This window comes from Pseudomonas sp. YQ_5, assembly GCF_043103305.1.
GTDB lineage: Bacteria > Pseudomonadota > Gammaproteobacteria > Pseudomonadales > Pseudomonadaceae > Aquipseudomonas > Aquipseudomonas putida_Y.
The window spans coordinates 1-21,760 of the sequence record NZ_JBICJS010000058.1 but is presented as its reverse complement, the minus strand read 5'-3'; the positions used below and the strand labels follow the sequence as shown (position 1 = coordinate 21,760).

Here is a 21,760-nt window from a genome sequence, read left to right as displayed (position 1 = left end):
TCACTCATCATCAACCACCAGATCCCGCGCATAGCGCTGGGCATTGTGCACGTAATGTGCGGCACTGGCTTCAAGCATGCGCTTCTGCTGCTCGGTCAGTTCGCGTACCACCTTGCCCGGCGAGCCCATCACCAGCGAACCATCCGGGATTTCCTTGCCCTCGGCAATCAGTGCGTTGGCGCCGATGATGCAGTGTTTGCCGATGCGCGCACCATTGAGGATTACGGCGTTGATACCGACCAGGCTGAAGTCGCCCACCGTGCAGCCATGCAACATGGCGTTGTGGCCGACGGTTACGCCCTTGCCCAACGTCAGGGGCGAGCCCATGTCAGTGTGCATCACCGTGCCATCCTGCACGTTGCTGCCTTCGCCGATATCGATCAGCTCGTTATCCCCGCGCAACACCGCCCCAAACCACACACTGGCATTGGCTTGCAGGCGCACGCGGCCAATGAGCGTGGCGTTGGGTGCGGCCCAACTGGTGGGGTGGCTCTCGACCCGCAGGTCGCCCAGGCGATATTTCATGCTTGTTCCTCAGGCTGCGACGCAGACGGCGGGGTAGGCCCCGCTCAATTTTCGATGTAACGCTCCGGCGGCTGATGCAGGCTGATACCGGCATCGAACAGCAGGTTGACCAGCTCGACGATCATGATCGCCGACAAACCCCAGATCTTGTATTCGCCATAACGATAGCTTGGCACGAACCAGCTACGGCCCTGGTAATCGATACGGTGGGTATGGTCGCGCGGGTCCTGGCGGAAAAACTCCAGCGGCACGGTGAACACTGCCGCAATCTCGGCATCATTGGCGCGATATTCGACGAAGTCGGGAATAAGCCCGACGAATGGCGTCACTTTCAGGCCATGTAGCGAAATCAGCGGGCTGAGCGGGCCAATCACCTCCACCAGGCCAGGGGGCAGGCCGATTTCTTCTTCAGCCTCGCGCAGGGCAGTAAATACCAGGTCCGGGTCTTCCGGGTCCCGACGGCCACCGGGAAAGGCCACTTCACCACCGTGGGTAGACAGCCCCTTGGCGCGCAGGGTCAAGACCAGTTCGGGCGCTTCGCTGCGGGTAATGGGCAAGAGGACCGCCGCTTCGGGGAACCGTCTGTCGGTTTCCAGTGATGCGGGTTGGTGGTTGCTCATTCGGCGAAGTAGCTCGTCCAGCATTGCGCACGCTCGTATCCAGGTCCTGTGTTGCATGATGCACCAAAGCCGTGAAGCACCCAAGCCCCAGCGCTTGCGGCGGCACGGTGGCCGCGCCAAGATAGCCTTGAACATAAGGAACCACACATGAAATTCTGCAGCGCGTGCGGCCAACCGGTCACTCAGCAGATCCCCGAGGGCGACAGCCGCCTGCGGTACGTCTGCGGCTCTTGCCAGACCATCCACTATCAGAACCCCAACATCGTGGCCGGCGTGCTGCCAACCTGGGGCAGCCAGGTGTTGCTGTGCCGCCGCGCCATCGAACCGCGCCGGGGCTTCTGGACCCTGCCCGCCGGTTTCATGGAAAACGGCGAAACCCTCGACCAGGCCGCACGTCGCGAAACCGTCGAGGAAGCCTGCGCCCGGGTCGGGCCGACGTCCCTGTATCAGCTGTTCGATCTACCACACATCAGCCAGGTGCATGTGTTCTTCCGCGCCGAGTTGGCGGACCTGGACTTTGCCGTCGGGGTCGAAAGCCTGGAGGTGCGCCTGTTCGAAGAACATGAGATACCGTGGGACGAGCTGGCTTTCCGCACCGTCACTCGCACACTAGAATGCTACTATCGCGACCGCATCGGCCAGCACTACCCCATAGGCCATGAATACCTGCCGCCGATGAACGTCTCGCCACACACCTAAAAGCCTTCAGGGATACTGTTACATGCGCTGGTTGCTTGCCCTTTTCTGCCTTTGCGTTACCTCGGTGTCCCAGGCGGCCTTCACCGAAACCATCATCCGCAAGCCCGCGCCGGCAGCGCAAACCCCATCGCCTTCGCAGCAAGCCATGCAACCGTTGATCGACAAGGTGCTGGTGATCAAGTCCGAGCGCCGCTTGCAGCTGATCAGCCGTGGCGAGCCGCTGAAAACCTACCGCATCTCGCTGGGCAAGCAGCCCAAGGGCGCCAAGGAACGCGAAGGCGACAAGAAAACCCCTGAGGGCTTGTACTGGCTGGACTGGCGCAAGCAAAGCGACCGCTTCAACCTGGCGATGCACATCAATTACCCGAACATCAGCGATGCCGCCCGCGCGACCCGGGCAGGGGTGAATGCCGGCAGCATGATCATGATTCACGGCACGCCGATCAACGATGAGTACCCGGAATGGTACTTCCATACCCTGGACTGGACGGATGGGTGCATTGCCATGCGCAACCGCGACATGCAGGAAGTGTGGGACTTGGTACGGGATGGAACGCTGATCGAGATCCGGCCTTGATATAGGGCCTTCCGGTAACGGTTGTAGGAACCTTCCCACCGTTTTGCGAGAACCTGCCTTACAGGTGCTTAGGCAGGGTACTGCATCCAGGCGAGTGACTTAATTTTTAGCATCCACGCAGACGAGTACGAAAACCGTACATCATTTGCGGGGTGCTTCAATGCCGTGCCTGATTCACCGCATTGCCCATTGGCTGTCGGCCGGTTGCCTTTCTGGCTTGCTGTCCATTCCCCAGGTGCTGGCCGACGACCCTGCCAGCCAGCAGCTGCGCGATCAACAGCAGGGGCTGCGGCAGCTGGAGCAACAGCAGCGGCTGGAACGCTGGCAGCGTATACCCGCCCCGGTTGAAGCGACCAACACCACCACTTCCCGCCGCCCGCACGACGATCGCTGCTGGGCAGTCGATGGCGTGCGCGTGGCGGGCATGCACCGGCTTTCGAACTCGGCACTGGCGCCGACCCTCCGTGCTTTCACACCTGCCTGCATGGGCATCGCCGACATCAACCGGCTGCTCAAAGCCATCACCCAACGTTATGTACAAGCCGGCTACCCAACCAGCCGCCCCTACCTGCGGCAGCCCCCAGCAGAGGGCATGCCGTTGGACATCGTCATTGTCGAAGGCTTTGTCGAAACCATCGAACTGGCAGGCCCCGACCTGCCCCTGTCTCTCTCCAATGCCTTCCCAGGCCTGCTTGGGCAGCCACTGTACCTGCCCGACCTTGAGCAAGGCCTGGACCAGCTCAACCGCCTACGCGCCTATGAACTGGGCGCCACCTTGCTGCCCGGCGAACTGCAGGGCGGCACCCGCGTGGTCGTGCAGCCAGGCAAGGTTGGTTCACGCTGGCACCTGGACAGCCGCTTCGACAACCGTGGCAGCGAGCTGACCGGCCGCCACCGCATCTCCCTCGGCGTTGGCCTGGACAGCCCGCTTGGCCTCAATGATGAGCTGCGCCTGTCGTTGACCAGCACGGTGCTCGATACGCCCGGCCAAAGCCAAGGCATATCGCTGTACTACAGCATCCCCTACGGCGCCTGGACCTTTGCCCTCAGCGCCAGCCAGCTAAGTTATCAAGCCCCCCTCCCCTACAGCGACAAGGCTGCCGACGGCAGCAGCAGCTATCAGGGCCTGAGTATCGAGCGGGTATTGTGGCGCAACCAGCAAGGCATGCTCAGCGCCAGCGCCCGACTGGACCGCAAACAACTGGTCAACCGCACCGCTGGCGCGGTTATCGTCCAGCAGAGCCCGACGCTGACCACGGTAGAGGCCGGCATCAACCTGCTGTGGCTCGAAAGTGGCTTGTGGAACGGCTACTTCGGCGTTGCCCAAGGCATTGACGCATTGGGTGCCGACCGTTCGCCGTTGGGTGCTCAACGCCTGCGCCCGGACTTTCGCAAATACCGCGCCAACCTGCTGCACCTGCGTCAGGGCCCGGCACCCAAACCTTGGCGCTGGCAGAGCGAGCTGGCCCTGCAGTACAGCCGCGACCCGTTGCCTGCCGTCGAACAACTGCTGGTCAGCGACGATTCGGCTGTCCGCGGCTTTCGTCTGCGCACTTACTCCGGTGCCAGCAGCGCTGTCTGGCGCAATACGTTCAGCCAAGCGCTGCCACTGACCTGGGCCCACCCCTTCGAAATACGCCCCTACATCGGCCTGGACCAGGGCTGGGTTCGTACCGCCGAAGGCAAACCGTCGCAGCGCCTGGCCGGGGCCGCCGCAGGGTTGGAACTGAGCCTGCCCGGCAGCCGCCTGCGCCTGGACTACCAACGCGCCCTGTACACCAGCGACCTGCCCCGCCCGCGGCTGGAGCCCGGTTTCTGGGTACTGGACTGGACCCTGAACATCTGATTCACCCACAACAAAGAGAACGAGAAAATGCAAACACTCTCGCAGTTACCGCCTGTTCGCCCGGATACCTTGCGCTGGGCAATCTTCTTCGCTGTGTTCGGGCCCAGCGCCGCACTGGCTCAGACCGGGCTGGAAGCAGCCAGCGGCCCCGGGGGTACCCCGGTCATCCACAACGGCCACGGGGTACCGGTCATCGACATCGTGCCGCCCAACGCCAGGGGGCTGTCACATAACCAGTTCATCGACTACAACGTTGGCACCCCAGGCCTGGTGCTGAACAACGCCACCGCAGCCGGGCAATCGCAACTGGCCGGTGCCCTGGCGGCCAACCCGCAGTTTCAGGGCCAGGCCGCCTCGACCATTCTTAACGAAGTGGTCAGCCGCAACGCCTCGCTGATCGAGGGGCCACAGGAAATCTTCGGGCGCCCGGCCGACTACATCCTGGCCAACCCCAATGGCATCACCCTCAACGGCGGCAGTTTCATCAACACCACCCGCGCGGGCTTCGTGGTGGGCACCCCACAATTCGAGGAGCAGCAGCTCAGGTACCTCGATACGCTCACTGCCAGCGGCACCCTGCAGGTACTGGAGCGTGGTCAGGACAATGCCGGTGGCGCGCTCGAACTGATCGCACCGCGCGTAGACAGCAAAGGCCTGCTCATGGCCCGCGAAACGCTCGACATCACCGTCGGTCGCAACCGTATCGACAGCCGCAACGGCGAGGTGGTCGAACACCTGCCCAGCCCCTCTTCGAGCATTGACGCCAGCCTGTTCGGCGCCATGCGCGCCGGGCGTATCCGTGTGGTAAGTACTGCCGAAGGCGCGGGTGTGCGTGTGGGGGCCTCACAGATTCTGGGCGCCGAGGGGGTCGACATCAGCTCGGCCGGGGGCCTGCATGTCAGCGGCACTGGCGACCGCCCGACCGAGCTGCGCAGCGAGCGTGGCCTACTGAAACTCACCGCTGCCGATGACCTGATGCTTGAAACGGTCGACGGCCAGGCCCAGCGAATCGAAGCAAGGGCCGGCAAGAAGCTCACCCTGGACGCCAAGACAATCGAGCACATCAAGCACGACAGTGACAGCTGGAACAAGAAGTTCTGGTTCGTCACCCGTGAAACCTACAACCGCAAGACCACCACCACCCACAAGCAACAACAGGGCAGTCAATTGCTGGGCACTGAGAGCGTGCTGTTGCAGTCCGGCGACGACATGCGCATGACCGCCGCGAGGGTGGACGCCGGTAACGAGCTGACGGTCGACAGCGGTGCCGGCCTGGACATCCTCGCCGGCATCGACAGCAAACGCACCGAACAGCAGGTGCGTCATCGCAAGGATTTATGGCGCGGTGACAGCGATAGCGACCAGCTCAAGGAAACCGCAAAGGGCAGTACCCTGAGCGCCGGGCACATGTCGATAAAGGCAAGCGACAACCTCAACGTACAGGGCAGCAGCCTGCACAGCCTCGGCGATCTGGCTATCCAGGCGAAACAGGCCGACATCGGCACCACCACCTTGCAGGAACACGGTACCCAACGCGACTACCGAGGCGACCTGGTATCCGGTACATTCTTTGGCGATCGAAAAGGTAACGACACCAAGGGCCAGGTCGTCGCGGGCAGCACGGTAACCAGCGATGGTGAGCTCACCGTGAGAGCCGACCAGGTTGCCATCAAAGGCAGCACCGTGTTCGGCAAACAGGACGCGGTGCTCTACAGCGATAAAGGTTCGCTGGCCATCGAGGCAGACCATGGCAGCACGACCTCCACCCAGCGCACCAGCGACAGTAAGCTGTTCGGCCTGATCGGCAGCAAGCACGAAAGCACGGACCGCAAACAGCAGGTACTGGTCAGCGACGTCAGCTCGACCAGCAACCTGCGCCTGGCCAGCGCCGAAGAGATGCGCATCCAGGGCGCCAAGGTCGAATCAGGCAAGCATCTGCAAGTCGAAGCCAAAGGCGACCTGCTGATTGGCAGTGCGCAATCGGTCGATGAACGCGAAACCCGCGACCAACAACGCGGTTTCACGGCCAGCGCCAGACAGACCCATGAAGCCGAGGATGGCAAGCCGGAGTCCCGCCAGTACGCAGCCGGCGTGGCCTATGAGGTCGTTACCACCACCGCCAAGCAGCGCGCGACCACCCAGGTTGCCAGTGAGCTCAAAGGCGCCTCGGTGGGCATGAGCAGCGGCGCGCACCTGCAGGTCAACGGCAGCAAGGCCCAGGCCACTGCCGGCGACCTCGATGTGCAGGCGCGGGAAGTGACACTGGGGGCGACCCGCAATGACCGTGACACAGCCACCAGCACCACCGAAAGTGGTGGCGGGCTGACGGTAACCGGTGGCATCGACCGCCTGGGCAGTTTGTTCGAAGGCCACCACAACCGCGGGGTGCAAGCCGAACGCGAAAGCAAGGTGCAGCGCAGCGCGTTGCAGGCCAGCGGCGATCTGAAATTGCGCAGTGATGCACTGCTCACCGAGGCCGCGCACGTCGAGGCCGGCAACACCCTGCAGGTGAACGCCAAACGCATCGACAACCGTGCGGTGCAGGATACCCATGAACATGAACAAAGCCGTGACGACTGGTCGGGTAGCCTGGGCGCCAGCATCGAATACCGCGACCTGACCCGCCCTATCGAGCGCCTGGTGCTGGGTGAGGAAGCCCCGCGCTTCCAGCAAGCCTCGCCCGAAGACGCCATGGCGCCGCCCAGCGTGGGGGCCGACATGACGGTTGAACACCTCAAGCGCCTGGAAAACCAGCGCCGTGGCATTGCTCAGGTCAGCGAGTTGTCCGCAGCAAAGGTCGAGGTCAAGGCTGACACACTGGCCGACCAGGGCACAGCCTGGCGGGCCAATGCCGGCTCGCTGAAAATCGAGGCGCAACAGCACCAGGTGAGCGCCGCCGAAAATACCCAGGAAACCACCGTTCAACGCTTGGCCTATGGTGGCGACGCGCGCCTGGACACCAGCACCGGCGAGGACTTGAACGTACGCGCCGCCGGCAAAGGAGGGTCGCTGGATAAAAAGGATATTGCCAGTACCGCCGTACCCGGCAGCCTTTACGGGCAACAGGGTATCCAGGTACAGCTGGGCAGCGATGGCCGCTACGAAGGGGCCCGCATCGATGGCGGTGAAGGCAGCGTGGTCATGCACAGTGCCGGGTCGCTGGCCTTACCCCAGGCGACCGACCAGGCCGAACAGCAGTCACGCCAGCTCGATGGCAATGCCTGGGCCAAAGTCGGCAACCGCCCGGGCAGCACCGGTGTCGATGGCCGGGGGTATCTGGACCATGGCCAAAAGCTGAGCACGCAGGGCAAGGCACAAGTGGCACAAATCGACGCCAAGGGCGAGGTAAAGCTGACCAGCACAGGCGACCTGTTGCTCGAAGGCACGCGCATTGGTAGCCGCGAGGCCAAGGCCGCCGACATACAGGTGCAAAGTGGCGGCCAGTTGCAGGTCAAGGCGGCCAGCAATACCCAGCAAGCCGCAGGCAGCAACCTGGGTGGAGGCATGGAGCTGGCGGCCAAGGCTGGCCAGACCAAGGGGGGAGCCATCGGCGGCCACTTCAGCCACGGCAAGCAAGACGAACAAGCACGGCAGGCGGTCGATGCCCAGTTTGCCAGCAACGGCACACTGACCCTGAGCAGCAGCGCCCGCGAGGACATCGCCCTGCACCTGCAAGGCCTGCAGGCCTCGGCCGAACAGATCACCCTAGACGCCTCGAATGGCGGCATGCTGGTTGAAGCCTCTTCCAGCCAGGAGCGACGCGACAACCTTGACATCTCGGCCGGCGCTGGTTTCAACATGGCCAAGGGCGCCTTGGACACCCGCGGCCTGCATGGCCGGCTCAAGGTAGAGCTCGACAAGCGCGACAACCTCACCTGGAATACCAGTGACCTGCGCGCCGAACGCATCGACCTGCAAAGCCGCGGCGATACCCGCATCGAGAGTGCCACCCTGGATGCAGGGCATATTGGCGGCACAATCGACGGTGACCTGCGCATCGCCAGCCTCAAGGACAGCGTCGACACCCTGAGCGTGAAGGGCGATGTCAGGCTGAGCCAGGAGAAAAACCCGCAGGGCTATGTCAACGCGGCCAAATCGGTGGCTGGCCCGCTGGGAGGCAAGGTCGAGAAAACGGCCGGTTCGGCCCTGAGCAAGGCAGACCCAGGGTTCTCGCCAACCGTCAGCCTCGACGTGTCGCATGCACAGCACGACAATGTGGCGCGTCAGACCACGCTGAAAAGCAGCGACGGCATCGACCTGCAGGTCGGTGGCAACGCTCATCTGGTGGGGGCACGCTTGCAGTCGGCCAAGGGCGACGTGAGGCTCGACGCCAACTTGGTCACCCAGGAAACGCTGAGCGGTAATGACTATCGCCGAGACCTGTCGCTGGATGCGTCGAACTCACCGGTGGATCTGGGCACGGCAATCGCCGAGATAGCCAAAAGCAAAATGGCGGCGGATGGCGAAAATGCGCTGGACCTGGGCGTGTTGAGGACCAGTGGGCATAGTCGCAGCGAGCAATGGGTTTCGAGCATGCAAGGGAAGAAGCACTAAGACGCCATCGCGGCCCAGGCAATTTGGGGATTTCAGAAATCTTGTGCCCTGCTGCTGACACCCAGGCCGCGAGTCTCCCGCTTCCACAGCGAATACCACAGCCCCTGGGCTTGTGATTTCTCTGCGGGAGCGGGCTTGCCCGCGAAGAGGCCGGTACAGGTCAAGCCAACCTGTGCAGCCCCCGCCACCGATCCAGCCCAAGCAACACCAGCCCTATCCCCCAGAAACCCGCCAGCACCCCAAGGGCGTTGAGCATCACCTGCCCATACCCCAGACTGGCCACATCAATGAACGGATAGGCATACACGCCAATCTCGCTCCCCCGCCACAACGCATAACCAAAGTAGACCGCCGGGTACACCGCCCACACCAGCAAATGCCATAGCCGCAAGCGGCCCTTGGGCACTTCGCACCACCAGTACAAGGCATACAGCACCGGCATCACGTCGTGCAGCAACTCGTCCGCCAGCCATTGCCAACCCTGTGGTTGCCACAAATGACGCAGCAGCACGCTGTAGGCCAGCGCCACCAGTACGATACTGGCGGCCACAGCAGTGCTGACTGAAGGCGACAGGAAAAAGCGTTTACCACGACCTTCCCGACCGAACGCGGCATAGCTGAGCACCGTCGCCACCAGGGTATTGGTCAGCACGGTGAAGTAGCCGAACACATTGATCAGGCCGCCAATCAGGCTGGCCTGTTCCTGCCAACGCGCCAGCAGCACCAGGTTCACCTGCACGGCCAGGCCGAACCAGCCCAGCACAGCCATACCGGTCAGCCAAGGGCGACGCGACATGTCAGGCCTGGCGCTGCAGCTTCACGTACAGCTGTTCGACCTTTTCCCGCGCCCAAGGTGTTTTGCGCAGGAACGTCAGGCTCGACTTGATGGTCGGGTTGCTCTTGAAGCAGCGCACATCGATACGCTCGGCCAGGCCAGGCCATTGGTAATGCGCCACCAGCTCGGTGAGGATCTGTTCAAGGGTCTTGCCGTGCAGCGCGTTGTGTTGGGCCGTGCTCATGCTGTGCTCCGTAGGAAAGATGCGCACCTTACACGAGTGTAGTGGTGGGAGGGATCAGTCGAGTCGACAGAAAATCGCTGGTCAGAGACAAAACCTCTGTGATGGAATAGTTATGTTATGTTGTAACACTAAAAAGCATCTGCCAAGGAACGCCTCATCCCCATGCTGTACACACCGCTTCGCCTCTCTCCCCTTGCCGTCGCACTCTGGCTGGCTGCATCCCCCAGCCAGGCCGTAGAACTCGAACCACAGGTCATCACCGCCAACCCGTTGGGTAACCGCCAACTGGCCGCCCCCAGCACCGTGCTCGAAAGCGAAAACCTGCTGCAACAACAGCATGGCAGCCTGGGTGAAACCCTGAACAAGCAGCCCGGCGTCGCTTCTACCTGGTTTGGCCCTGGCGCCAGCCGCCCGGTGATCCGCGGCCTGGATGGCGACCGCATCCGCATCCTGCGCAATGGCGTCGGCGCCCTGGATGCCTCGTCGCTGTCCTATGACCACGCCGTGCCCCTGGACCCGGTAACGGTCGATCGCGTCGAAATCGTCCGTGGCCCGGCCGCATTGCTGTATGGCGGTAACGCCATCGGCGGCGTGGTCAACACCTTCGACAACCGCATCCCGGACTCGCCCATCGAGGGCATCCACGGTGCCGGTGAACTGCGTTACGGCGGCGCCGACACCACCCGCAGCAGTGCCGGCAAGCTGGAGGCCGGTAACGGTGCCTTCGCCCTGCACCTGGATGCCAACAGCCGCCAGTTCAACGATCTGCGCATCCCTGGCTACGCCCGCAGCGCCAAAGTGCGCGATGCCGACGAGCCCGGCAGCAAACACCGCCTGGAAAACAGCGACGGTCGCCAGGACGGCGGCGCAATCGGTGGTGCCTACCACTGGGACCACGGCTACGCCGGCCTGTCGTACAGCGGCTACGACAGCAACTATGGCTCAGTGGCCGAGTCCGGCGTGCGCCTGGACATGAAACAGGACCACTACGCCTTCGCCTCCGAATTGCGCGACCTCGACGGCCCGTTCAGCTCAGTCAAGGTAGATGCCGGTTACACCGACTACGAGCACAAAGAAATCGAAGAAGGCGAAGTCCATACCACCTTCAAGAACAAAGGCTACGAAGCGCGTATTGAAGCCCGCCACCAACCACTCGGACCAGTGGAAGGGATCATTGGGGCACAAGTCAGCCGTAACGAGTTCTCGGCCCTCGGCGAGGAAGCCTTCGTCCCGCATACCGATACCGACAGCGTGGCACTGTTCATGCTCGAGCAGTGGCAAGCCAGCGAGCGCCTGAACCTGAGCCTGGGTGCGCGCATGGAGCACACCCGCGTAGATCCTGACGCCAAAGGCAACGAGAACTTCGTCGACGCAGACAGCGCCAGCAGCTTCAACGCCTTCAGCCTGTCGTCGGGGGCTGTGTACCAGCTCGACCCCATCTGGTCGCTGGCGGCCAACCTCGGCTACACCGAGCGTGCCCCGACCTTTTACGAGCTGTACGCCAATGGCGCGCACGTGGCCACCGGGGCCTTTGAAGTCGGCGACGCCAGTTTGAACAAGGAAAAGGCCATTTCCGCCGACCTGGCGCTACGCTTCGACAATGGCACCCATAAAGGCAGTGTCGGGGTGTTCTACAACCACTTCCGCAACTACATCGGCCTGATCGGTACCGGCAACACCCGCGAGGGCGGGCATGACCATGACGAGGATGACCACGATCACGATCATGACCATGAGGGCTTCCCGGAATACCAGTACCAAGGCGTGCGGGCGCGCTTCTACGGCATCGAGGCCCAGGACCGCTGGCAGCTGGCCGAAAACCGTTACGGCAGCTTCGCACTGGAGTTGTCCGGTGACTATACCCGGGCCAAGAACCTCGACAGTGGCGAGCCACTGCCCCGCATCGCGCCGCTGCGCCTGAACAGCGGCCTGGTCTGGGAGCTGGACCGCTGGCAGGCGCGAGTAGATGTGCAACATGCAGCATCGCAGCACCGCAAACCCGCCAACGAAACCAGCACCGATGGCTACACCACGCTGGGGGCCAGCGTTGGCTACCGCTTCGACGTTGGCCAGAGCCAGTGGCTGGCGTTTGTGCGCGGCGAAAACCTGACCGACCAGACCGTGCGCTATGCCAGTTCGATCCTGCGCGATATCGCGCCGGCGCCGGGGCGCAGTGTGGAAGTGGGGTTGCGTACGACCTTCTGAACCAGACGCGACGAAGATGGGTGTGGGAGATTCTATGGTTCCTGGCGATTGCATCAGGGTTGCCAGGTGCTCGTCACAGCATCTTCAGCGCCTGTGAGATCGAGCGCCGCCCGCGCGGCGCGCATCGCGAGCTGGCGCTCGCTCCTACGTTTGTTTCGGGCCAATCATTCCTGCGGAATATGCACGCGAACGCTTTGGCGCCTGGCTCGATATCGCGTCGTACGAACAAGGCGGTCGCGCGCGCCTGGCACAGGCGTTACTGGCCCGAAACAAACGTAGGAGCGAGCGCCAGCTCGCGATGCGCGCCGCGCGGGCGGCGCTCGATCCCCCAGGCGCTGCAAATCTTGTGGCCAACACCTGTCAGCCCTTATGCGATCTCTGTGGCGGGTTCACCGGCTGCCCACTCCCCTACCGACCTCGACTGTTGCCCGTTCAGCAACAATCATCTGCGACAATTTGTCTTTTTTTCTTACAGCTTCCCCTATATCCTCCCCGCCGCAAGCTGAAACGCTTCATCGAACACTCTTGTCGCCATATCCATTGAGGGGCCCGCCCTTCGATGCGCTTGCCGTTTTTTCAATAATCAAAAGATAGCGCTATCTCATGCTCCAACTGCCTAAAACCTGTTACATCGGCCTCGCCCTCAGTGCCTTGGCAACCCCCGCCAGCGCCAGCGAAATGTTCGCCAGCGACTCTCCGTGGATGCTCGGCGACTGGGGTGGAACCCGCAGCGAACTGCTGGAAAAAGGCTACGACTTCACCCTTGGCTACACCGGCGAGATGGGCAGCAACCTGCACGGCGGCTACGACCACGACCGCACCGCGCGCTACAGCGACCAGTTCACCTTTGGCAGCCACCTGGACCTGGACAAGATCCTCGGCTGGCACGACACCGAACTCCAGCTGACCATCACCGAGCGCCACGGCGACAACATCAGCAACGACCGCATCAACGACCCGCGTGTCGGCGGCTTCACCTCCGCCCAGGAAGTCTGGGGCCGAGGCGAAACCTGGCGGCTGACGCAGATGTGGATCAAGCAGAAGTACTTCGATGGTGCGCTGGATGTGAAATTCGGCCGCTTCGGTGAAGGCGAAGACTTCAACAGCTTCCCTTGCGACTTCCAGAACCTGGCCTTCTGCGGCTCGCAGGTGGGCAACTGGGTGGGTGGCATCTGGTACAACTGGCCAGTCAGCCAGTGGGCCCTGCGCGTGCGCTACAACCTTTCCCCTGAGCTGTACGCACAGGTCGGCGTCTTCGAGCAGAACCCTTCCAACCTCGAATCTGGCAATGGTTTCAAGCTCAGCGGCAGCGGCACCCAAGGTGCGGTAATGCCGTTCGAACTGGTATGGACCCCACGTATCCAAGGTTTGAAAGGGGAATATCGTGCCGGCTACTACTACAGTAATGCCAAGGCACAAGATGTTCTCAAGGACAGCAACGGTCAGCCGGCCGCCATCAGCGGCGCCGCCTACCGCAGCAGCTCGAGCAAGCACGGCTTGTGGATCGGCGCCCAGCAGCAGGTCACCTCGCTGGCGTCCGACCAGTCGCGCGGCTTGAGCGTGTTCGCCAACGCCACGGTGCATGACAAAAAGACCAATGCCATCGACAACTATGTGCAGGCAGGACTGGTATTCAAAGGGCCCTTCGATGCCCGCGCCAAGGACGACATCGGTTTCGCCCTGGCCCGCGTGCACGTCAACCCTGCCTATCGCAAGAACGCCCGCCTGGCCAACCAGGCCGCCGGCCTCTACGACTATGACAACCCAGGCTTCCTGCCAGTGCAGGACACCGAGTACAGCGCCGAGCTGTACTACGGCATCCATTTGGCCGACTGGCTCACGGTACGCCCCAACCTGCAGTACATCCGCCACCCGGGCGGGGTGTCGCAGGTCGATGGCGCCCTGATCGGCGGCCTGAAGATCCAGAGCAGTTTCTAACCCCTTTTTTGACCTGACGGAGAACCTACGATGAGCACTGAAGGTGCGAACCAAGGAAGCCGCTGGCTACCGCGCCTGGTTGGCGCGCTGCTGTTGCTGATGGGCCTGGCCCTGCTGGCCGGCGGTATCAAGCTGAGCCAGCTAGGCGGATCACTTTACTACCTGATCGCCGGTATCGGCTTTGCCCTGTCGGGCATCCTGCTGCTGGCCCAACGCCGGATCGCCCTGGGCCTGTATGGCCTGGTGCTGCTGGGGAGCACCGTTTGGGCCCTGCTCGAAGTAGGCCTGGACTGGTGGCAACTGGTGCCGCGGCTGGCCATCTGGTTCGCCATCGGCGTGGTGCTGCTGCTACCGTGGGCACGTCGCCCGCTGATCGGCCCGGCCAGCAAAGCCAATACTGCACTGCTCGGCGTCGCAGTGGTAGCTTCGGGCGCTTGCGCGCTGGGCAGCCAGTTCACCCATCCCGGTGAAGTGTTTGGCGAACTGGGCCGCGACAGCAGCGAAATGGCCAGCGCCGCCCCCGCCATGCCCGACGGCGAATGGCAGGCCTATGGCCGTACCGAGCATGGCGACCGCTACTCGCCGCTGCGCCAGATCACCCCGCAGAACGCCTACCGCCTGGAAGAAGCCTGGCGCATTCGCACCGGTGATCTGCCAACCGAAAACGACCCGGTGGAGCTGACCAACCAGAACACCCCGCTCAAGGTCAACGGCATGCTCTACGCCTGCACCGCGCACAGCCGCCTGCTGGCGCTGGACCCGGACACTGGCGCGGAAATCTGGCGCTACGACCCGCAGGTCAAGAGCCCGACCGGCACCTTCAAGGGCTTTGCCCACATGACGTGCCGTGGCGTCTCGTACTATGACGAAAACCGCTACGTCAGCCGCGACGGCAGCCCGGCGCCGAAAATTACCGACGCAGGCCAGGCCGTGGCCCAAGCCTGCCCGCGTCGCCTCTACCTGCCTACCGCGGATGCCCGCCTGATCGCCATCAACGCCGACAACGGCAAGGTCTGCGAAGGCTTCGCCAACCAGGGCGTGATCGACCTCACCACCGGCATTGGCCCGTTCACCGCCGGCGGCTATTACTCCACCTCGCCTGCTGCGATTACCCGTGACCTGGTGATCATCGGTGGCCACGTCACCGATAACGAGTCGACCAATGAGCCGTCCGGGGTGATCCGCGCCTACGATGTGCACGACGGCCACCTGGTGTGGAACTGGGACAGCAACAACCCGGACGACACCAAGCCATTGGCTGCCGGCAAAATGTACAGCCGCAACTCGGCCAACATGTGGTCGATCGCCAGCGTCGACGAAGACCTTGGCATGATCTACCTGCCGCTGGGCAACCAGACCCCGGACCAGTGGGGCGCCGACCGCACCCCAGGCGCCGAGAAGTACAGCGCCGGCGTGGTCGCCCTTGACCTGGCCACCGGCAAGGCACGCTGGAACTACCAGTTCACCCACCACGACCTGTGGGACATGGACGTCGGCAGCCAGCCGACCCTGGTCCACCTGAAAACCGACGATGGCGTGAAACCGGCGATCATCGTACCGACCAAGCAAGGCAGCCTGTACGTGCTCGACCGCCGCGACGGTACGCCAATCGTGCCGATCCGCGAGATCCCCACCCCACAAGGTGCAGTGGAAGGCGACCACACCTCGCCAACCCAGGCCCGCTCAGACCTCAACCTGCTCGGCCCAGAGCTGACCGAACAGGCCATGTGGGGCGCCACGCCTTTCGACCAGATGCTGTGCCGCATCCAGTTCCGCGAGCTGCGCTACGAAGGCCAGTACACCCCGCCATCCGAGCAAGGTTCGTTGGTCTACCCCGGCAATGTCGGTGTATTCAACTGGGGCAGCGTGTCGGTCGACCCGGTGCGCCAGCTGCTGTTCACCTCGCCCAACTACATGGCGTTCGTGTCGAAGATGGTTCCACGTGAGCAGGTTGCCGAAGGCAGCAAGCGCGAAAGCGAGACCAGCGGCGTGCAGCCGAACACCGGCGCACCGTATGCCGTGACCATGCACCCGTTCATGTCGCCGCTCGGCGTACCGTGCCAGGCACCCGCCTGGGGCTACGTCGCCGCCATCGACCTGTTCACCAACAAGGTGGTGTGGAAACACAAGAACGGCACCACCCGCGACAGCACCCCGCTACCGATCGGCCTGCCGGTTGGCGTGCCGAGCATGGGTGGCTCGATCGTCACCGCCGGTGGCGTCGGCTTCCTCAGCGGCACGCTCGACCAGTACCTGCGCGCCTATGACGTGAACAACGGCAAGGAGTTGTGGAAAGCGCGCCTGCCAGCGGGTGGCCAGGCTACGCCGATGAGCTACACCGGCAAGGACGGCAAGCAGTACGTGCTGGTGACTGCCGGCGGCCATGGCTCGCTGGGCACCAAGATGGGCGATTACATCATCGCTTACAAATTAGCTGAGTAAGCTACACCGCTCCCGCAGGCTCAACCCTGTGGGAGCGGCCTTGTGTCGCGATTGGGTCGCGCAGCTGCCCCAACGATCTAGAATGCTGGATGGATTCTGGGGCTGCTGCGCAGCCCAATCGCGACACAAGGCTGCGCCCGAACCATTGAAACCCATCCCTCCCCGCCCCATCTAAGCACCATAGTCATTCACGCAGGTGCCCCATGAGCGACCAGCAGGATTTCCCCGAACACCCTGACGAACACAGCGAAGTCGAACACACCCTCCAGGCCGAAGCCGGCCACGCTCTCGCCCTGCCCGGTCAGCAGCTGCCGGACAAGGTCTACGTCATCCCGATCCACAACCGCCCGTTCTTCCCGGCCCAGGTACTGCCGGTCATCGTCAATGAAGAGCCCTGGGCCGAAACGCTCGACCTGGTGGCCAAGTCACCGGACCACTGCCTGGCGCTGTTCTTCATGGACACCCCGCCAGAAGACCACCGCCACTTCGACACCTCGGCATTGCCGCAGTACGGCACGCTGGTCAAGGTGCACCATGCCAGCCGCGAAAACGGCAAATTGCAGTTCGTCGCCCAGGGCCTGTCCCGGGTGCGTATCCGCAACTGGCTCAAGCACCACCGCCCGCCCTACCTGGTCGAAGTCGAATACCCGCGCCAGCCCGCCGAGCCGACCGACGAGGTCAAAGCCTACGGCATGGCACTGATCAACGCGATCAAAGAGCTGCTGCCGCTCAACCCGCTGTATAGCGAAGAGCTGAAGAACTACCTCAACCGCTTCAGCCCCAACGACCCTTCGCCGCTCACCGACTTCGCCGCCGCGCTCACCTCGGCCACCGGCAACCAGCTGCAGGAAGTGCTCGACTGCGTCCCCATGCTCAAACGCATGGAAAAGGTACTGCCAATGCTGCGCAAAGAGGTGGAAGTCGCGCGCTTGCAGAACGAGATATCGGCCGAGGTCAACCGGCAGATCGGCGAGCACCAGCGCGAGTTCTTCCTCAAGGAACAACTCAAGGTCATCCAGCAGGAGCTGGGGCTGACCAAGGACGACCGCAGCGCCGACCTCGAACAGTTCGAACAGCGCCTGGAAGGCAAGACCCTGCCACCGCAGGCACGCAAGCGCATCGATGAAGAGATGGGCAAACTGGCCATTCTGGAAACCGGTTCGCCCGAATACGCCGTCACCCGCAATTATCTGGAATGGGCCACCGCCCTGCCGTGGGGCGTGTACGGCAAAGACAAGCTCGACCTCAAGCATGCGCGCAAAGTCCTCGACCAGTATCACTCCGGCCTCGACGACATCAAGGAGCGCATCCTCGAGTTCCTCGCCGTGGGCGCCTGGAAAGGCGAAATCAGCGGCTCGATCGTGCTGTTGGTGGGCCCGCCCGGGGTGGGCAAGACCAGCATCGGCAAGTCCATCGCCGAATCGCTCGGCCGGCCGTTCTACCGCTTCAGCGTCGGCGGCATGCGTGACGAAGCCGAGATCAAGGGCCACCGCCGCACCTACATCGGCGCCCAGCCCGGCAAGCTGGTGCAGGCCTTGAAAGACGTCGAAGTGATGAACCCGGTGATCATGCTCGACGAAATTGACAAGATGGGCCAGAGTTACCAGGGTGACCCGGCATCAGCGTTGCTGGAAACCCTCGACCCCGAGCAGAACGTCGACTTCCTCGACCACTACCTCGACCTGCGCCTGGACTTGTCCAAGGTGCTGTTCGTGTGCACTGCCAACACCCTTGATTCAATACCCGGGCCGTTGCTCGACCGCATGGAAGTGATCCGCCTGTCCGGCTATATCACCGAAGAAAAACTGACCATCGCCAAGCGCCACCTGTGGCCCAAGCAGCTGGAAAAGGCCGGCGTTTCCAAGACCAGCCTCAGCATCAGCGACAGCGCACTGCGCATGGTGATCGACGGCTATGCCCGCGAAGCCGGCGTGCGCCAGTTGGAGAAGCAACTGGGCAAACTGGTGCGCAAGGCTGTGGTCAAGCTGCTGGATAACCCCGAAGCCAAGCTGAAGATCGGTACCAAAGACCTGGAAACAGCACTCGGCATGCCGGTGTTCCGCAGCGAACAGGTTTTGGCAGGCAAAGGCGTGATCACCGGCCTGGCCTGGACCAGCATGGGCGGTGCCACGCTGCCGATCGAGGCAACCCGCATCCACACCCACAACCGCGGCTTCAAGCTGACCGGCAAGCTGGGTGACGTGATGAAGGAGTCTGCCGAAATTGCCTACAGCTATATCAGTTCCAACCTCAAGCAATTTGGCGGGGATACAGGTTTCTTCAACGAAGCGTTCATCCACTTGCACGTACCCGAAGGCGCCACGCCCAAGGACGGCCCGAGTGCCGGCATCACAATGGCCAGCGCTTTGCTTTCACTGGCCCGCGACCAGCCTGCCAAAAAAGGTGTCGCCATGACTGGCGAGCTCACCCTCACTGGCCAGGTACTGCCGATTGGCGGCGTGCGCGAGAAGGTGATTGCGGCGCGGCGACAGAAGATTTTCGAACTGATCCTGCCTGAGCCTAACCGCGGCGACTTCGAAGAACTGCCGGAGTACCTGCGCGAAGGCCTGACAGTTCACTTCGCCAAGCGCTTTGCCGACGTGGCCAAAGTGCTGTTCTAGCCTGCACCGGCCTCTTCGCGGGCAAGCCCGCTCCTACAGGGATAGCGAACCCTTGCAGGAGTGGGCTTGCCCGCGAAAGGGCCGGCACAGGCAACACAAATTTCCTCGATCATCGGTTATCCTCAGGCCATCGCCAGCCTTCGGAGCCACCATGACCTCTCCTCGTCTGCTCGTTCCCCTGAGCTTTGCCCTGCTTTCTGCTTGCGCGCAACAACCGTCGCAGCCCGTTGACCTAGACGCCGAAAGCGAATGCCCCAAGCGCCTGCAGGTCGGCCAGATCCTCACGCTTACCTTGCCCAGCAACCCCACCACCGGCTACCGCTGGCTGGTACAGAACCCGGCGCCCAACGTGTTGCAAAGCCTTGGCCCCGAGGTTTACAGCGCGCCTGAAGACACCGGCATCGTCGGCAGCTCGGGCATGTCAACCTGGCGCTTCCAGGCCCGCGCGACTGGCGAAGGGAACCTGGTATTGGTCTACCAGCAACCCTGGGCCCCGGAAGTGCGCCCGGTGCAGACCTTCGATTGCGCCATTCGGGTCAATTGAACGCAAAGCGCTGGTCAGCCAACCATGCATCCAGGCTGCGGTTTGGCTAGAATGCGCCCCCTGCCTATCACCAGCCGCCTGGATTCGCCGTGAGCAAACAACCCGACCGCCTTTTCTCCCAACCCCTGGAGCAGGTGCCCGACTTCGTCTTCAACGAAGACGTCGTGCGTGTGTTCCCGGACATGATCAAGCGCTCGGTACCCGGTTACCCAACCATCGTCGAGAACCTCGGCGTACTGGCCGCTCGGTTCGCCCAGCCAGGCACCGCGCTGTACGATCTGGGCGCATCGCTGGGTGCCGTTACCCAGTCGCTGCGTCGCCATGTACGCAGTGACGGCTGCAGGGTAATCGCGGTGGATAACTCCGCCGCCATGGTCGAGCGCTGCCGCCAGTACCTCACTGCACAAGATTCGATGTTCCAGGAGTTGCTGCCGGTGCAGGTGCTGGAGGCCGATATCCTTGCCCTGCCCTTCGAGCCCGCCTCGGTCGTGGCGATGAACTTCACCCTGCAGTTCATCGCCCCTGACCAGCGCCTTGAACTGCTCGGGCGAATCCGCCAGGTGCTGCTGCCCGGCGGTGCACTGATTCTCTCGGAGAAGCTGCGCTTCGCCGATGAGCAAGAGCAGGACCTGCTCAATGAGCTGCACCTGGATTTCAAACGGGCCAATGGCTACAGCGAACTGGAGATCGCCCAGAAGCGCAGCGCCATCGAGAACGTGATGAAGCCCGATACACTCGAAGCCCACCAGGAACGCCTGCGCGCAGCCGGTTTCTCGAAGGTGGTGCCTTGGTTCCAATGCCTTAACTTCGCCTCGTTGATAGCCCTGCCATGATCGATCTGTCTCCCCTCGTCCGCCGCCTGGCGGGCACGCCCCTGGCTTCCTGGTCGCAAGGCCTGCGAGCGCAACTGGACGCCAAGCTGGAAAAGGGCCACGGTGACCTCGACCGCTGGCGCGGGGCGCTGGAAGCCCTGCCCGCCCTGCAACCCAGTGAAATCGACCTGGTCAACGGGTTGCGCCTGGATTGCGACTGCGACGACGCCACCCGTGCGCAGATGCGCCAGGCACTGATGGGCCTGTCGCCCTGGCGCAAAGGGCCGTTCGACCTGTTTGGCGTGCACGTTGACACCGAATGGCGTTCGGACTGGAAGTGGTCGCGGGTTGGCCCGCACCTGGACCTCAAGGGCAAACGCGTACTCGACGTGGGCTGCGGCAATGGTTACTACCAGTGGCGCATGCTCGGCGCCGGCGCGGACATGGTGATCGGGGTCGACCCCAACTGGCTGTTCTTCTGCCAGTTCCAGGCCGTGCAGCAATACCTGCCGGAGTTGCCGGCCTGGCACCTGCCGTTCGCCCTGGAAGACCTGCCCGCCAACCTGGAAGGTTTCGATACCGTGTTTTCCATGGGTGTGTTCTATCACCGCCGCTCGCCCATCGAGCACCTGCTGGCGCTCAAGGACTGCCTGGTCAAAGGTGGCGAGCTGGTGCTGGAAACGCTGGTTATCGAGGGCGACGAAAACCAGGTGCTGGTGCCTGAGGACCGCTACGCACAGATGCGCAATGTCTGGTACCTGCCGTCGGTACCGGCGCTGGCCCGCTGGCTGCGCCGTGCCGGCTTCAGCGATGTGCGCTGCGTCGACGTGAGCGTGACCAGCGTCGAGGAACAGCGCAGCACCGAGTGGATGCGCTACCAGTCGCTGAGCGACTTCCTCGACCCGAACGACCACAGCAAGACCATCGAAGGCCTGCCAGCCCCACGCCGCGCCACCCTGCTGGCGCGCAAATAAAAAAGGCGCCCGCATGGGCGCCTGAATACACCTGCGGCGAGGAGCCGTCGCGGCGCAGGTGTCGTTACCTCAATCCTTGGCCAACTCACGCGCCTTCTCTTGCGCCTTGCGCTCGCGCTCGGCAACAGCCTGTTGCTTGTCGCCGTGCAGTCGCTGCTGGTCTTCGCGGAAGGCTTGCCAGAACTGCCTGGAGCGCTCCGCACCGCCCTCGGCATAAACACTGGCGCTGCCCAGGGCAAGGGTGGCCAACAGCAGGTATTTGGTCAGGTTCATCGTGTTTGCCTCGTAATAACCGATCGGACACGGCCATCCTAGCGAGGGCTGGGTAACGGCAAGGTGAGGCGGGGATTACAGTCCTGCAATGTGGCCTTGTGTGGACTGTTC

General features: G+C 63.1%; 16 protein-coding genes. 11 read left to right on the top strand and 5 right to left on the bottom strand.

Annotated features, from left to right (window positions below):
* Together ACF8EA_RS13985 and ACF8EA_RS13980 are read right to left on the bottom strand one after the other, a co-directional pair.
* Positions 1-525: a gamma carbonic anhydrase family protein gene (locus ACF8EA_RS13985; RefSeq protein ID WP_021785717.1), complete on the bottom strand. Its 525-nt coding sequence runs from the start codon at positions 523-525 to the stop codon at positions 1-3.
* A 44-nt stretch (positions 526-569) separates the two neighbouring features.
* Positions 570-1,169: a CoA pyrophosphatase gene (locus ACF8EA_RS13980; RefSeq protein WP_021785718.1), complete on the bottom strand. Its 600-nt coding sequence runs from the start codon at positions 1,167-1,169 to the stop codon at positions 570-572.
* 123 nt (positions 1,170-1,292) lie between these two features.
* Here ACF8EA_RS13980 and ACF8EA_RS13975 point away from each other — a divergent pair, with 123 nt between their 5' ends.
* From ACF8EA_RS13975 to ACF8EA_RS13960, 4 genes are all read left to right on the top strand, one after another.
* Entirely contained in the window at positions 1,293-1,844 is a 552-nt protein-coding gene (locus ACF8EA_RS13975) for an NUDIX hydrolase (RefSeq protein WP_021785719.1), read from the top strand.
* A gap of 22 nt (positions 1,845-1,866) precedes the next feature.
* The gene (locus tag ACF8EA_RS13970; RefSeq protein WP_010952551.1) at positions 1,867-2,421 is read left to right on the top strand and encodes a murein L,D-transpeptidase family protein; all 555 of its coding nucleotides are present in this window, start codon (positions 1,867-1,869) and stop codon (positions 2,419-2,421) included.
* A 160-nt stretch (positions 2,422-2,581) separates the two neighbouring features.
* The gene (locus tag ACF8EA_RS13965) at positions 2,582-4,267 is read left to right on the top strand and encodes a ShlB/FhaC/HecB family hemolysin secretion/activation protein (protein WP_021785721.1); all 1,686 of its coding nucleotides are present in this window, start codon (positions 2,582-2,584) and stop codon (positions 4,265-4,267) included.
* A gap of 27 nt (positions 4,268-4,294) precedes the next feature.
* Complete coding sequence (locus ACF8EA_RS13960; RefSeq protein WP_392522365.1) at positions 4,295-8,821, top strand: hemagglutinin repeat-containing protein; 4,527 nt, start codon at positions 4,295-4,297, stop codon at positions 8,819-8,821.
* Between the two features lie 160 nt (positions 8,822-8,981).
* Here ACF8EA_RS13960 and ACF8EA_RS13955 read toward each other — a convergent pair whose 3' ends face one another.
* Both ACF8EA_RS13955 and ACF8EA_RS13950 read right to left on the bottom strand, forming a co-directional pair.
* Positions 8,982-9,617, bottom strand: a complete 636-nt coding sequence (locus ACF8EA_RS13955) for a Pr6Pr family membrane protein (RefSeq protein ID WP_392522363.1) — start codon at positions 9,615-9,617, stop codon at positions 8,982-8,984.
* A gap of 1 nt (position 9,618) precedes the next feature.
* The gene (locus tag ACF8EA_RS13950) at positions 9,619-9,840 is read right to left on the bottom strand and encodes a VF530 family DNA-binding protein (RefSeq protein ID WP_021785724.1); all 222 of its coding nucleotides are present in this window, start codon (positions 9,838-9,840) and stop codon (positions 9,619-9,621) included.
* Between the two features lie 162 nt (positions 9,841-10,002).
* Here ACF8EA_RS13950 and ACF8EA_RS13945 point away from each other — a divergent pair, with 162 nt between their 5' ends.
* The 7 genes from ACF8EA_RS13945 (at position 10,003) to cmoB (ending at position 21,376) form a co-directional block, all read left to right on the top strand.
* Complete coding sequence (locus ACF8EA_RS13945) at positions 10,003-12,045, top strand: TonB-dependent receptor (RefSeq protein ID WP_392522362.1); 2,043 nt, start codon at positions 10,003-10,005, stop codon at positions 12,043-12,045.
* 603 nt (positions 12,046-12,648) lie between these two features.
* Positions 12,649-13,983, top strand: coding sequence for a carbohydrate porin (locus tag ACF8EA_RS13940; RefSeq protein ID WP_209963804.1), 1,335 nt, complete (start codon positions 12,649-12,651; stop codon positions 13,981-13,983).
* Between the two features lie 30 nt (positions 13,984-14,013).
* Positions 14,014-16,425 carry a glucose/quinate/shikimate family membrane-bound PQQ-dependent dehydrogenase gene (locus ACF8EA_RS13935; protein WP_021785727.1) on the top strand — a complete coding sequence of 804 codons (2,412 nt, stop codon included), beginning with the start codon at positions 14,014-14,016 and terminating at the stop codon, positions 16,423-16,425.
* 203 nt (positions 16,426-16,628) lie between these two features.
* The gene (lon, locus tag ACF8EA_RS13930; RefSeq protein ID WP_084850804.1) at positions 16,629-19,046 is read left to right on the top strand and encodes an endopeptidase La; all 2,418 of its coding nucleotides are present in this window, start codon (positions 16,629-16,631) and stop codon (positions 19,044-19,046) included.
* A gap of 151 nt (positions 19,047-19,197) precedes the next feature.
* On the top strand, positions 19,198-19,590 hold the full coding sequence (locus ACF8EA_RS13925) for a protease inhibitor I42 family protein (RefSeq protein WP_103462995.1): 393 nt from the start codon (positions 19,198-19,200) through the stop codon (positions 19,588-19,590).
* Between the two features lie 89 nt (positions 19,591-19,679).
* Positions 19,680-20,423 carry a carboxy-S-adenosyl-L-methionine synthase CmoA gene (cmoA, locus tag ACF8EA_RS13920; RefSeq protein WP_392522360.1) on the top strand — a complete coding sequence of 248 codons (744 nt, stop codon included), beginning with the start codon at positions 19,680-19,682 and terminating at the stop codon, positions 20,421-20,423.
* Positions 20,420-21,376 (top strand): tRNA 5-methoxyuridine(34)/uridine 5-oxyacetic acid(34) synthase CmoB, encoded by a 957-nt coding sequence (cmoB, locus tag ACF8EA_RS13915; protein WP_392522358.1) that lies wholly within the window; start codon positions 20,420-20,422, stop codon positions 21,374-21,376. Before cmoA ends, cmoB begins: the two co-directional genes overlap by 4 nt.
* A 69-nt stretch (positions 21,377-21,445) precedes the next feature.
* Here the strand turns inward: cmoB and ACF8EA_RS13910 are convergent, their stop codons facing one another.
* On the bottom strand, positions 21,446-21,649 hold the full coding sequence (locus tag ACF8EA_RS13910) for a hypothetical protein (protein WP_286918920.1): 204 nt from the start codon (positions 21,647-21,649) through the stop codon (positions 21,446-21,448).
* Positions 21,650-21,760 lie beyond the last annotated feature (111 nt).

What these genes read in the sequence shown, in the direction of transcription:
- ACF8EA_RS13985 (WP_021785717.1), bottom strand. Translation starts at nt 525, where the DNA reads ATGAAATATCGCCTGGGCGACCTGCGGGTCGAGAGCCACCCCACCAGT.
- ACF8EA_RS13980 (WP_021785718.1), bottom strand. Translation starts at nt 1,169, where the DNA reads ATGCTGGACGAGCTACTTCGCCGAATGAGCAACCACCAACCCGCATCA.
- ACF8EA_RS13975 (WP_021785719.1), top strand. Translation starts at nt 1,293, where the DNA reads ATGAAATTCTGCAGCGCGTGCGGCCAACCGGTCACTCAGCAGATCCCC.
- ACF8EA_RS13970 (WP_010952551.1), top strand. Translation starts at nt 1,867, where the DNA reads ATGCGCTGGTTGCTTGCCCTTTTCTGCCTTTGCGTTACCTCGGTGTCC.
- ACF8EA_RS13965 (WP_021785721.1), top strand. Translation starts at nt 2,582, where the DNA reads ATGCCGTGCCTGATTCACCGCATTGCCCATTGGCTGTCGGCCGGTTGC.
- ACF8EA_RS13960 (WP_392522365.1), top strand. Translation starts at nt 4,295, where the DNA reads ATGCAAACACTCTCGCAGTTACCGCCTGTTCGCCCGGATACCTTGCGC.
- ACF8EA_RS13955 (WP_392522363.1), bottom strand. Translation starts at nt 9,617, where the DNA reads ATGTCGCGTCGCCCTTGGCTGACCGGTATGGCTGTGCTGGGCTGGTTC.
- ACF8EA_RS13950 (WP_021785724.1), bottom strand. Translation starts at nt 9,840, where the DNA reads ATGAGCACGGCCCAACACAACGCGCTGCACGGCAAGACCCTTGAACAG.
- ACF8EA_RS13945 (WP_392522362.1), top strand. Translation starts at nt 10,003, where the DNA reads ATGCTGTACACACCGCTTCGCCTCTCTCCCCTTGCCGTCGCACTCTGG.
- ACF8EA_RS13940 (WP_209963804.1), top strand. Translation starts at nt 12,649, where the DNA reads ATGCTCCAACTGCCTAAAACCTGTTACATCGGCCTCGCCCTCAGTGCC.
- ACF8EA_RS13935 (WP_021785727.1), top strand. Translation starts at nt 14,014, where the DNA reads ATGAGCACTGAAGGTGCGAACCAAGGAAGCCGCTGGCTACCGCGCCTG.
- lon (WP_084850804.1), top strand. Translation starts at nt 16,629, where the DNA reads ATGAGCGACCAGCAGGATTTCCCCGAACACCCTGACGAACACAGCGAA.
- ACF8EA_RS13925 (WP_103462995.1), top strand. Translation starts at nt 19,198, where the DNA reads ATGACCTCTCCTCGTCTGCTCGTTCCCCTGAGCTTTGCCCTGCTTTCT.
- cmoB (WP_392522358.1), top strand. Translation starts at nt 20,420, where the DNA reads ATGATCGATCTGTCTCCCCTCGTCCGCCGCCTGGCGGGCACGCCCCTG.
- ACF8EA_RS13910 (WP_286918920.1), bottom strand. Translation starts at nt 21,649, where the DNA reads ATGAACCTGACCAAATACCTGCTGTTGGCCACCCTTGCCCTGGGCAGC.